At 72.2% G+C, this 11,153-nt stretch carries 14 protein-coding genes and 2 tRNA genes; 6 read left to right on the top strand and 10 right to left on the bottom strand.

Features of this window, described 5'->3' with window-relative positions; all coding sequences use genetic code 11:
* Positions 1-29 precede the first annotated feature (29 nt).
* The gene (locus E1300_RS42195; protein ID WP_131762898.1) at positions 30-362 is read right to left on the bottom strand and encodes an AfsR/SARP family transcriptional regulator; all 333 of its coding nucleotides are present in this window, start codon (positions 360-362) and stop codon (positions 30-32) included.
* Between the two features lie 59 nt (positions 363-421).
* On the opposite strand from E1300_RS42195, the gene E1300_RS42190 reads away from it, so the two are divergent.
* Genes E1300_RS42190 through E1300_RS42170 form a run of 5 tightly spaced genes read left to right on the top strand, consistent with a single transcriptional unit; the run spans position 422 to position 3,532 of the window.
* A complete protein-coding gene (locus E1300_RS42190; protein WP_131762897.1) occupies positions 422-1,255 on the top strand; it encodes an MBL fold metallo-hydrolase in 834 nt (277 codons plus the stop codon).
* Positions 1,256-1,264: 9 nt separating this feature from the next.
* Positions 1,265-1,522, top strand: coding sequence for a DUF7218 family protein (locus E1300_RS42185; protein WP_131762896.1), 258 nt, complete (start codon positions 1,265-1,267; stop codon positions 1,520-1,522).
* A complete protein-coding gene (locus tag E1300_RS42180) occupies positions 1,522-1,875 on the top strand; it encodes a VOC family protein (RefSeq protein ID WP_131762895.1) in 354 nt (117 codons plus the stop codon). Before E1300_RS42185 ends, E1300_RS42180 begins: the two co-directional genes overlap by 1 nt.
* Positions 1,872-2,381 (top strand): DUF1360 domain-containing protein, encoded by a 510-nt coding sequence (locus E1300_RS42175; RefSeq protein WP_131762894.1) that lies wholly within the window; start codon positions 1,872-1,874, stop codon positions 2,379-2,381. The genes E1300_RS42180 and E1300_RS42175 overlap by 4 nt, the downstream gene beginning before the upstream one ends.
* Before the next feature lie 59 nt (positions 2,382-2,440).
* Complete coding sequence (locus E1300_RS42170; RefSeq protein WP_131762893.1) at positions 2,441-3,532, top strand: baeRF2 domain-containing protein; 1,092 nt, start codon at positions 2,441-2,443, stop codon at positions 3,530-3,532.
* A gap of 192 nt (positions 3,533-3,724) precedes the next feature.
* Here the strand turns inward: E1300_RS42170 and E1300_RS42165 are convergent.
* From E1300_RS42165 to E1300_RS42130, 8 genes are all read right to left on the bottom strand, one after another.
* Positions 3,725-3,797 (bottom strand) — tRNA-Ala (locus E1300_RS42165).
* A gap of 93 nt (positions 3,798-3,890) precedes the next feature.
* Positions 3,891-4,391: a hypothetical protein gene (locus E1300_RS42160; RefSeq protein WP_131762892.1), complete on the bottom strand. Its 501-nt coding sequence runs from the start codon at positions 4,389-4,391 to the stop codon at positions 3,891-3,893.
* A gap of 124 nt (positions 4,392-4,515) precedes the next feature.
* A complete protein-coding gene (locus E1300_RS42155; protein ID WP_131762891.1) occupies positions 4,516-4,746 on the bottom strand; it encodes a hypothetical protein in 231 nt (76 codons plus the stop codon).
* 304 nt (positions 4,747-5,050) lie between these two features.
* Positions 5,051-5,123: transfer RNA gene (locus E1300_RS42150), tRNA-Ala, on the bottom strand.
* A gap of 94 nt (positions 5,124-5,217) precedes the next feature.
* A complete protein-coding gene (locus E1300_RS42145; protein ID WP_131762890.1) occupies positions 5,218-5,880 on the bottom strand; it encodes a histidine phosphatase family protein in 663 nt (220 codons plus the stop codon).
* Positions 5,873-6,286, bottom strand: a complete 414-nt coding sequence (rsfS, locus tag E1300_RS42140) for a ribosome silencing factor (protein ID WP_131762889.1) — start codon at positions 6,284-6,286, stop codon at positions 5,873-5,875. Before rsfS ends, E1300_RS42145 begins: the two co-directional genes overlap by 8 nt.
* A 150-nt stretch (positions 6,287-6,436) precedes the next feature.
* Positions 6,437-7,039, bottom strand: a complete 603-nt coding sequence (gene nadD / locus E1300_RS42135; RefSeq protein WP_131762888.1) for a nicotinate-nucleotide adenylyltransferase — start codon at positions 7,037-7,039, stop codon at positions 6,437-6,439.
* A 60-nt stretch (positions 7,040-7,099) separates the two neighbouring features.
* Positions 7,100-8,404: a phenylacetate--CoA ligase family protein gene (locus tag E1300_RS42130; protein ID WP_207400269.1), complete on the bottom strand. Its 1,305-nt coding sequence runs from the start codon at positions 8,402-8,404 to the stop codon at positions 7,100-7,102.
* Between the two features lie 86 nt (positions 8,405-8,490).
* On the opposite strand from E1300_RS42130, the gene E1300_RS42125 reads away from it, so the two are divergent.
* The gene (locus tag E1300_RS42125; RefSeq protein ID WP_131762887.1) at positions 8,491-9,528 is read left to right on the top strand and encodes a M48 family metallopeptidase; all 1,038 of its coding nucleotides are present in this window, start codon (positions 8,491-8,493) and stop codon (positions 9,526-9,528) included.
* A gap of 56 nt (positions 9,529-9,584) precedes the next feature.
* On the opposite strand, the gene E1300_RS42120 is transcribed toward E1300_RS42125, so the two are convergent.
* A partial coding sequence (locus tag E1300_RS42120) for a TIGR03767 family metallophosphoesterase (protein WP_131762886.1) occupies positions 9,585-11,153 on the bottom strand: 1,569 nt, incomplete at its 5' end.

The following is an 11,153-nucleotide window of genomic DNA, read 5'->3' as shown; positions in this document are numbered from 1 at the left end:
GCAGAGGGGTCCGCGGGCGCCGAGTGCCCCTACCAAGGACTCGCGCCGTTCGAGAGCGGCAAGGCCGGGCTCTTCTTCGGCCGGACCCGGGCGACGCCGAGGCGGTACCCGCCAGGCCCGTGCCCGACCAGGTCGCGGCCCGCCGCCGCGCGCAGCCGGGAGACCAGCGCCTGGAGCGCGTTGCCGCCGCCGCCGGGCGGGTCGCCGTCCCAGAGGTCGTCGAGGAGCCGGTCGGCGGAGACGGGACGGCCGCCCTCGGCGGCCAGCCGGACCAGCAGCGCGCGCAACCGGGGGCCGCTGACCTCGACGGGCCGGGCGGCCCCGTCCCGCACCGCGAGCGGGCCAAGGATGCCGATGCGCACGTGTCCCCTTTCCGGGAGCCATTGTTCCTGATATCCCCCCTTCCTGAGATCGTTGACCGATGTACGAGACCACACGGACCGTGGCGGGCGTCGAGATCATCCCTCTCTGCGATGCGGTGGGGCCGATGGGTGAATCGCTCCGCCGCCCGCTCCCCGAGACGTTCCCGGGATCCCCGCCCGCCCTCTGGGACCACGTCCGGGCCGAGGCGCCGGACGTCTTCGGCCCGGACGGCGAATGGGTGCTGCGCTTCCACTGCTTCGTCCTGCGCGTCCCGCACGGGCCCACGATCCTCGTCGACACCGGGCTCGGCCCCGAGGACTCCCCCGCCGCGTCCTGGGCCCCCGTGCCCGGCGGGCTGCTCGGCGCCCTGGCCGGTGTCGGCCTCGCGGCGACGGACATCGACACTGTGGTCCTCACCCACCTGCACAGCGACCACGCCTCCGGCGCCGTGGTGAAGGGCGAGCCGGTCTTCGCGAACGCCCGGCACCTCGTCCAGCGCGACGAACTCGGCTGGCTGGACGCCGGCGGCGGACCCGTCCTGGACGACGTGGTCGAGCCCCTGCGCGGCGCCGGGCTCCTGGACGCCGTCACCGGGAAGGCCCGCCTGGCACCCGCCGTGGAGATCGTCCCCACGCCCGGGCACACGCCGGGCCACCAGTCGGTGGTCGTCGGCGACGACGCCCTGGTGGTGGCCGGTGACGTGGTCCTGCATCCCGTCCAGCTCGCCGACCCCTCGGTCACCTACGTCTACGACGACGACCAGGCCGCGGCCGCCGCGACCCGCACCGCCCTGCTGTCGCGCCTCCGCGCTCGCGGCGGCGTCCTCGCGGCCCCGCACTTGCACGTCCCGTTCGTTTCCGTGCCCGATGTGTGGACCGCGCATGACGGGTAGTTGACCCGCATGCCGAAATCACAGATCAAGGATGAGAAGAAGTACAAGAAGCTCCGCGACAAGGGCGAGAGCAAGGAGAAGGCCGCGCGGATCGCCAACGCGTCGGCGGGCCAGGGGAGCAAGAAGGTCGCGAAGAAGGGCGGCAAGAGCGCGTCCTACTCCGACTGGACGAAGGACGAGCTCATGAAGCGCGCCCGCGAGATCGGCGTCAAGGGCCGCTCGTCCATGAGCAAGTCGCAGCTCGTCGACGCGCTGCGCGACCACTGATGGAACTGGTCTTCGTCCTGGACTGCGCGGATCCGGACACCCTCGCGGACTTCTGGGCGGCGGCGCTGCACTACGAGCGGGGCGAGTTCGACCCCCCGTACGTGCGACTCACCGACCCCCGCGGCAAGGGACCGATCATCCTGCTCCAGCGCGTTCCCGAGCCGAAATCAGGGAAGAACCGAATGCATCCCGACCTGCGGATCGACGACATGGACGCCGAGCTCGCCCGCGTCACCGGGCTCGGCGCCCGGGTCGTCCGCGGCCCTTTCGTGGACGACGGCTGGCCGACGACGGTGCTCGCCGATCCCGAGGGCAACGAGTTCTGCCTGATCGTCCCGGAGGAGAAGTCATGAGCGCGGTCGTCGACACGGCACGCAAGGAGAAAGAGGCCTACACGGGCGGAGCGGACCGCCCGCTCGGCTCCTACCTCGCCACCATGGCGGTCTACGCCGCCAGCGTGAGCGCGCTGGCGGTGGCGACCTGGCGGCGCCGCGGCCGGGCACCGTCCATCGGACCGGCCGACCTCGCACTCATGACGATCACGACGCACAAGGTGTCGCGGCTGATCTCCAAGGAGCCGGTGACGAGCCCACTGCGCGCCCCCTTCACCCGCTACTCGGGCCGGGGCGGCCCTGCGGAACTGTCGGAGGAGGTGCGCGGCAAGGGCCTGAGGCACACCGTCGGCGAGCTGGTCACCTGCCCGTTCTGCACGGGCCAGTGGGTCGCGACCGCCTACGCCGCGGGGATGATCTTCGCGCCCGACGCCACCCGCTTCGCGGGCGCCACGATGACCGCCGTCGCGGGGGCCGACTGGCTCCAGCTCGCCTACGCCAAGCTCCAGCAGGTCGCCGAGGGCTAGACCGCCACACCCGCCACACCGTTCACGTTTGTCCCGGTCCGGGCGGGTACGGCCATTCCATGGATCTGTCATTCCTCAAGCCGCTGTACCAACGTCCGGGCCCCTACGCGTCGGTCTACGTCGATCTGACCCGGAACACCGAGGACGCCGCCAAGGCCGCCGAGCTGCGGTGGCGGGCGCTGCGCGCGGATCTGCAGGACCAGGACGTCCAGGACGGCACGCTCCAGGCCATCGAGCGGACCGTCGACGACGAGCTGTCCCGCCGCCGCTCCGAGGGACTCGTGATCTTCGCGGCGGACGGCGAGGTGGTGCTCACCGAGCACCTGCCTGGCCCGCCCCGCGCGTCCGGCGCCCACGTCGGCCCGCTCCCGCACGTCCTGCCCTACCTCGCCGACCGCGGCGAGCGGTTCCCGCACCTGGTCGCGGTCGTCGACCGGCGCGGCGGCGCGATCGACTGCGTGGACGGCGACGGCGGCCACCGCCGCATCGACGTCGACGGCGACGAGGAGTACCCCATCCGGAAGGTCAAGGCGGGCGACTGGAGCCAGTCCCACTTCCAGCGGTCCGCGGAGAACGCCTGGAGGGCCAACGCGAAGAAGGTCGCCGACGAGATCGACCGCGCCGCCGGGAGCTGCGGCGCCGAGGCCGTCGTGATCGCCGGGGACACGCGCGCCCGCACCGCCGTCCTGGAAGGCGTGTCGGAGAGCGTCCTGGAGCACACGATCGAGTGGGACCGCAACATCTCCGTGGACGATCCCGACCTGGAGGCCGAGCTGCACCGGCTCCTGGAGCTCAAGGGCGCCGAGCGGGTCATGGCCGTCGCCGAGCGCTTCGAGCGCGAGCTGGCCAGGGGCGAGCGCGCCGTGGCCGGTCCGCCCGCGACCGCCGAGGCCGCCCGCAACGCCCAGATCGAGACGCTCCTGCTGGACGACGACCCCGACTCTCCCGCCCGCCTCTGGATCGGCCCGGAGCCCACCCATGTCGCGTCCAGCGCGGACGAGCTGCGCGAGGCGTTCGGCGTGACCGAGCCCGTCCAGGCCCGCGCGGACGCCGCCCTGATCAGGGCCGTCGCCGGCACCGACGGCGACCTGGTGCTCCTGCCGCCCGACTCAGGCCTCCACGTAGGCGCCGTCCTACGCTTCACCACCTAGACAAAGCCAAGGGACGAAGTCCCGAAGGCAGGGGGACGAGGGGCGGAGCCCCAAGAGCGGCGGAGCCGCGATCGGGAGCGTGGGGGCGGAGCCCCCACCTCGGGGGTTCCAGGGGGGGCGCCCCCCTGGGAGAAATGACGAGGAGTGGCGGGGAAGGAGCGAAGCTCCGACCACACCACTCCCAACTCCGAGTGGAGCTATGGGGATTCGAACCCCAGACCTCCTCCATGCCATGGAGGCGCGCTACCAACTGCGCCATAGCCCCTCGGCCGGTGACCGACCGAGCAAAAGCTTAGTGCACGTTCGGGGCAGCTTGGGACGTGGGCCGCGGGGCGGGCTCCTCCGCGGCCCACGTGGCTCAACCGAGGATCGGTTCGAGGAGCGGAACCTGGAGGTTGAGGCTTTTAGGCCACCGCTTGGGGAAGCCGACGAACCTGACGTCCCGATCGGGGTTGTTCGAGACGTCGCGGGGCTGCGTGGGGTCGTAGACGACGGTGTTGTCGTTGTCGTCGGTGGTGCACGCGAGGCCCGTGGGGTCGAGCGAGGACGGGAGCAGCGCCAGGTAGCTGAGCAGCCCCAGGATGCTGCCGCACTCGTCGCCGCGGTCCTGGACGGCGCCGGCCGCGACGGGTTCCTGCTTGACCGTGTCCGGCTGGCCGTACTGGGCGGCGCCGGGGTCGCGGTACGTGACCGTCCCGGGTGCGAGCGTTCCGGTCTCGGGTGCGTCCGGCGCGGTGGTCTCGTACTCGATGGTTCCCGGCGGGAGGTCGTCCGCCGACACGGGCCCCGCCAGCGCCACGACAGAGACGGCCGCCATCGCCATGGGCAGCAGCCTTCTGCCGGTGATCCGCTTTGTCATAGGTCAACCTTCGTCTCGATCACATCGCCACTACGTGGAGGTTCCGCATGATCGACTCGGTCAAGCACGGCCCGGCGAAAGGTAGCCGTCACCATGGCGAAGGTTTTGCGTCGGGTGCGGGCCCTCAGATCCAGCCGAGCCGCTCGCCGACCTCGTCGGGCGCGTAGCCGCGCTGCCCGGCGTCGGCGATCCACACCATCCCGTCGGCCTCGACGACCGTGCCGACGGCGTGCTCCTGGGGCATCCGCGGCTGGACGGCCAGCCGCACCTCCATCCGGGGATCGAACCGGCGCAGCTCGTCGATGAGGTCGGCCACCGTGACCTCGCGCTTCGCACCTCTCCGATGTCTTCCCATACCTGGCATGAAACCATCTCGGCAGGACTGTTCGTGCCATTCGTCCTGTTCGTCCGGCCGATCTTTACCGAAGCCGAGAGCCGAGGGACGAAGTCCCGAAGGCGGAGAAGCACGGGACAAGGCCAAGGGACGAAGTCCCGAAGGCAAGGGGGCGAGGGGCGCAGCCCCAAGAGCGGCGAAGCCGCGACCGGGGGCGTGGGGGCGGGGCCCCACCTCGGGGGTTCCAGGGGGGCGCCCCCCTGGGAGAAATGACGAGGAGTGGCGGGAAAGGGCGAAGCCCGACCACACCACTCCCAACTTCGAGTGGAGCTATGGGGATTCGAACCCCAGACCTCCTCCATGCCATGGAGGCGCGCTACCAACTGCGCCATAGCCCCGTGCGACCGCGTGGACGTTCATCCCACGGCGCCTGGTCAGTGTATCGGACTCAAGGTGCCCGCTCGAACTGTTTGCGGGCCGGTCGGGCGGGGGTCAGGCGCCGTTGTCGGTGCGGTCGTCGCTGAGGACGGGCTCGGGGAGGGTGCCGGCGTTGTGCTCGGCGAGGCGCCAGCCGCCGTCGCGCATCTCGGTGAGGACGGACCAGCAGCAGTTGGACAGGCCGCCGAGGCGTTCCCAGAGTTCCTCGGGGAGGCCGAGGAGGTGGGACATGCCGAGGCGGAGCGCGGCGCCGTGGGAGGCGACGACGAGCTGGCCGGTGGGCGGCAGTTCGTCGAGGGCGCGTTCCAGGGCGGTGCCGACGCGCTTGGCGACCTGGGCGCTGGTCTCGCCGCCGGGCGGCTGCCACGCGGCGTGCTCGGCGGGGTAGCGCTCGCGGATCTGGCGGGAGGTGAGGCCCTCCCATTGGCCGCCGTCGCGTTCGATGAGGTCCTTGTCGTAGCGGACGGGCAGGCCGGTGAGGTCGGCGAGGGCCTGGGCGGTGTCGGCGGCGCGGCGGAGCGGGGAGGCGAGCAGGTCGGTGGGCTGGAGGCTCGCGAGGAGGCTCGCCGCGCGCCGGGCCTGCTGGACGCCGGTGTCGTCCAGGGGGATGTCGGTCTTGCCCTGGAAGCGGCGTTCGACGTTCCAGGCGGTCTGGCCGTGCCGCCAGAGCACGAGCCTGCGCCGTCCCGGTTCGCGGGTGGTGCGGGCGTCACTCACTCGGGCTCCCGACGGCGCGGGCGCGCTGGTCCTTGTGGAGGTTGACGCTGTCGGGCAGGTCGAGCAGCGGGCAGTCCTTCCAGAGCCGCTCGAGCGCGTAGAACATGCGGTCTTCCTCGTGCTGGATGTGGACGATGATGTCCGCGTAGTCGAGCAGCACCCAGCGGCCCTCGCGCTCGCCCTCGCGGCGGACGGGCTTGGCGCCGGCCTCGTCGCGCAGGCGCTTCTCGACCTCGTCGACGATGGCGCGGACCTGGCGGTCGTTGGGTGCGGAGCAGAGCACGAAGGCGTCGGTGATGACGAGCTGCTCGCTCACGTCGTAGGCAAGAATGTCGTCGGCCAGCTTGTCGCCCGCCGCCTCGGCGGCGATCCGGACCAGCTGCGCCGCCCTGTCGGATGCGGTCACGGTGCGCTCGCGATCCTCCCTGTAGGGGTCGTCTCCGCTAACACCTTCTCACGGGTGGCGGCCGGCGGCCCGCTTTGTCGTTGTTCGACCGCGGCGCCCCGCGGTCCGTCCACTCCCAGGGTATGCGGCGGATCGCGACGTTCGCGCAGTTCAGGCGGCCTGGGCGTGGTACAGGTCACGCTTGTTGATGTACTGGACGATCCCGTCCGGGACGAGGTACCAGATCGGTTCGCCGGACGCGACGCGCTCGCGGCACTCGGTGGAGGAGATCGACAGGGCGGGGACCTCCATGAGGGAGACGCGCCCGTTGGGCAGGCCGGGGTCGGCGAGCCGGTGGCCGGGCCGGGTGACGCCGATGAAGTGGGCGAGCTCGAACAGCTCGTCGGTGTCGTGCCAGGTCAGCATCTTCTCCAGGGCGTCGGCGCCGGTGATGAAGAACAGCTCGGCGTCGGGGCCCTGGAGGCGGCGCATGTCGCGGAGGGTGTCGACGGTGTAGGTCGGTCCGGGGCGGTCGATGTCGATGCGGCTGACGGAGAAGCGGGGGTTGGACGCGGTGGCGATCACGGCCATGAGGTAGCGGTCCTCGGCGGCGGCGACCTTGCGGCCCTCCTTGTGGGAGGAGAGGCCGGTGGGGACGAAGACGACCTCGTCGAGGGAGAAGAAGTGGGCCACCTCGCTGGCGGCCACCAGGTGCCCGTGGTGGATCGGGTCGAACGTGCCGCCCATGATCCCCAAGCGCCGCTTTTGCGTCATGGCGACGAGAATAGCCAGCGGGCGCGTCGCCCGGAACGTCCGCCCCTCCGGTCGCGGCCGTCACGCGAGGCCGGGCAGCGGGGCGGGGCCGTCCTCCCAGCCGACGACGCGGACGGCCTTGCCGACCTCGACCCGCGGGACGGTGCCGGCGGGCAGGACGGCGACATCGGCGGTGAGCCCGAGCGCCTCGTGCAGCCGGTGGACGAGCTCCGCGCGGAGGTCGTCCGAGCCGGAACCGGCGTCGGGCGCGGCCTCGCAGGCGACGAGGAGGCGGACGGCGGGGCCGCGGCGGTCCACGACGAGCTGGTAGTGCGGGGCGACCAGGCCGGAGCCGAGCAGGACCCGCTCGACCTCGCTCGGGTACACGTTGACGCCGCGGACGACGATCATGTCGTCCGCGCGCCCGAGGACCTTGCTCATCCGGACGAGCGTGCGCCCGCAGGCGCATTCGGCCCGGTCGAGGGAGGCGATGTCGCCGGTGCGGTAGCGCAGCAGCGGGAGGGCCTGCTTGGTGGGCGTGGTGAACACGAGCTCGCCGGGCGTCCCGTCCTCGACGCGCTCGCCGGTGGCGGGATCGACGGCCTCGACGATGAAGTGGTCCTCGTTGACGTGCAGGCCGTCCTGTTCGAGGCATTCGGTCGCCACGCCGGGGCCGATGACCTCCGACAGGCCGTAGATGTCCATCGCCTTGATCGGCAGGACGGCCTCGATCGAGGCGCGCAGCTCCTCCGACCAGGGCTCGGCGCCGAACAGGCCCGCCTTGAGGGCGTGCAGCTCGACCCCGGCCTCCGCGGCGGCCTCGCCGAGCCGCAGCGCGTACGCGGGCGTGCAGGTGAGGATGTCGGGGCGCAGGTCGGCGAGCATGCGGACCTGCCGGTCGGTCATGCCGCCCGACATCGGGACGACGGTCGCGCCGAGCGCCACGGCGCCCTGGTGGATGCCGATGCCGCCGGTGAACAGCCCGTAGCCGTAGGCGTTGTGGACGATGCTGCCCGGCGCGGCGCCGGCGCACGACAGCGACCGCGCGCACATCGCGGCCCAGAGGTCGAGGTCGGCCCGGGTGTAGGCGACGAGGGTGGGGCGGCCGCGCGTCCCGCTGGACCCGTGGACGGCGGCGACCTGGTCGCGCGGGACGGCGAGCATCCCGAACGGGTACTCGTCCCAGAGGTCCCGCTTGGTGGTGAAGGGCAGTCGCCCGAGGTCGGCGAGGGTCACGTCGGCGCCGCCGCCGACACCGGCCTCCTTGAGCCGCCGCCCCTGGACGCCGCCGGCCGCGAGGAGCCGGTCGACCAGCCCCCACAGGCGGTGGCGCTGGAGCGCGGCGCGCTCGTCGGTGGACATCGCCTCGGCCCGAGGATCGAACATGCGCGTGCCTCCCTGGCCGGCGCGGGACGGGGGATCGCACCGGGAACCCTGCCGCACGGTGGTTCGTCAGAACTACCATGCCAGATATGACGGAGAACACACCGGATCGGGCACGAACGCGCTTCCCCGGGATCAGCTCCCGGGCCTACGAACACCCGGCGGACCGCTCGGCGCTGGTGGCGCTGCGCTCGCTCTCCGGGTTCGACGTCGTCCTGCGCAAGCTCTCGGGGCTGATCAACGAGCGGGCCCTGCGGCTGATGTTCCTCGGCGGCACCGTGCGGGTCGGCGAGAGCCAGTTCCGCAACCTGAACGACATGGTCCGCGACGCCTGCTACATCCTGGACATGCCCGAGGTACCGGACGTGTTCGTCAAGCAGGACCCGACGCCGAACGCGATGGCGCTCGGCTCCGACCACCCGTTCATCGTGATCAACACGGGCCTGATCGACCTGCTGGACGACGAGGAGCTGCGGTTCGTCGTCGGGCACGAGGTCGGGCACATCCTGTCCGGGCACGCCGTCTACCAGACGATGATGCAGATCCTCCTCCAGCTCGGGTCCCGGCTGGCGTGGCTGCCGCTCGGCAACATCGGCATCGCGGCGATCATCATCGGGCTGCGCGAGTGGTTCCGGAAGGCGGAGCTGTCGGCCGACCGGGCCGGGCTGCTCGCCGGGCAGGACCTCGACGCCGCCAAGCGCACGGAGATGAAGCTCGCGGGCGGCACGCGGCTGTCGGAGATGAGCAGCGAGGCGTTCCTCCAGCAGGCCCGCGAGTACGACGCGGCCGGCGACGTGCGGGACGGGCTGCTGAAGTTCCTCAACCTGCTGCCGCAGTCGCACCCGTTCGCGGTGATCCGGTTCGCCGAGATCGACCGCTGGGCGCGCGAGGGCGAGTACCAGCGGATTCTCGCCGGCGACTACCCGCGGCGCGACGACGACGGCAGCGCGTCCGTCAGCGAGGAGATCCGCAACGCGGCCCGGTCGTACCGGGAGTCGTGGGAGCGGACCGCGGACCCGTTCGTCGGCAAGGTCCGCGACATGGCCGACGCCGCCGCGGGCGCCGCGGGCGGCCTGTTCGACCGCTTCACCCGCCGGGACAACGGTCCGACGGACCGAACGAACTGAATCCCGCTTCAGCTCAGGGCCGCCGCGACAACGTACGCGGCGGCCTTGTCTTTTCCCTAGAACGGCGCCGGGACGAGGAGTTCCACGTTGCGGTCGTGGAGGTCGCCGCGGCGGTTTTCCTCGCGGTCCTGCCAGTCGTTGCCCGCCAGTTCGCGGGACAGGGACGCGAGGCGCGCCGGGTCGGTGAGGCGGCCGCCGTGGGACGCCGGGGCGGCGGAGTCGAGGATCGTCGCGAACACCGACAGGGTGCCGTCGCCGTTGTCGGCGAGCTCGACGATCCGGCTCTGCTGCGGGAAGTCGATGTGGGCGGCCGTGTTGACCTCCCAGAACCCGCCGCCCGACTTCCGGGCGTGCGGGATGACCTGGTTGCGGTGGGTGTGGCCGTTCACCCACAGGACGACGTTCGGGTAGCGCAGGAGGAGCGCCTCCACCTCGTCCCCGAGGACGCGGTCGCCGCCGATCGGGTTCTCCAGTGAGCCGATCGGGTGGTGGCTGAACAGGACGAACAGCTTGTCCTGGACGTTGTGCTCGACCGTGCCGCCGTCGGCGGCGTAGTAGCGGCGGCTGCCGGCCTTGAGCTGCGCCTCCAGCCAGGCGAGCTGCGCCCGGTCGAGGGAGCCCTCGGAGTAGCCGTTCGGGTTGACCGTGTCGAGGACGAGCCCGCGTACGGCGCCCTTGTCGAAGGCGTAGTAGGCCGTCCCGTCGCGGAGGTTGGCCTGGGTGAAGCCGTGGCCGCGCAGGGACGCGGTCGTCCTGAAGTGCTCGGCGACGACCTCGGCGCGGGTGAGCATGCGGCGGTTCGGGTCCGGGGTGACCGGGCGGAACAGGCCGCCGGACGCGCCCTTCTCGCGGCTGAGCCGGACGAGGGCGCCCGCGTCGGCGCCGGCGATCATCCGGGCGAGGCGCTCGGCCTGCGCGTCGTCCGCCGGGGCACCGATCTTGATGCCGCCGGTCGCGAGGCCGGACACGAGCGGGTTGACCGGCAGGTTGCCCTGGATCAGGCCGTCGTGGTTGCCGAACGCCGCGAGCCATGGGGACGCGAGCCCGGTCGCCTGGAAGGGGCGGCGGGCGGCGTCGATGAGGCCCTTCACGCGCGGGAACCCGTAGGTCGCGATCGGGAGGTCGGCCTTGGCGCCGGGCGGCGGTCCGTCGGGGTGCCAGAACCGGCGGTCGTAGGACGCCCAGTCCATGACGCCCTCGTAGCGGTTCGGGTCGCCGGAGTCGGGGCGGATCCGGCCGCCGTCCAGCAGGTCGATGATCCAGCGCAGCTCGTTGTACTGGACGTTGTCGGCCGCGTCGCCGGTGTTGATGGTGAACGCGAGGCGGAGGCCGGTCGCGGGGCCGCGCCCGACCCTGTTCATCGCCTGGACCATCGCCTCGGCGACCTGCGTCGTCAGGATCTCCTGCGGGCGGTAGGCGCCCTCGACGGGCAGGACGTTCAGGCCGTCCTTCAGCCGGTCGATGAACTCGACGCGGGCCGGGGACTGGGCGTCGACGATGTGCACGTCGGTGAGGTGGCCGAAGGCGAGGAGGCCGCGGCGGCGCGCGGCGCGGGCGGCGGACGCGGTGCCGCCGAGGTCGCGGCGCAGCAGGTGCGGTTCGCCGGGCGCGGCGACGACGGGCCG

Source organism: Actinomadura fibrosa (assembly GCF_900659615.1).
GTDB lineage: Bacteria > Actinomycetota > Actinomycetes > Streptosporangiales > Streptosporangiaceae > Spirillospora > Spirillospora fibrosa.
The sequence above is the reverse complement of the archived record's forward strand: the minus strand, read 5'-3'. Positions and strand labels throughout refer to the sequence as shown.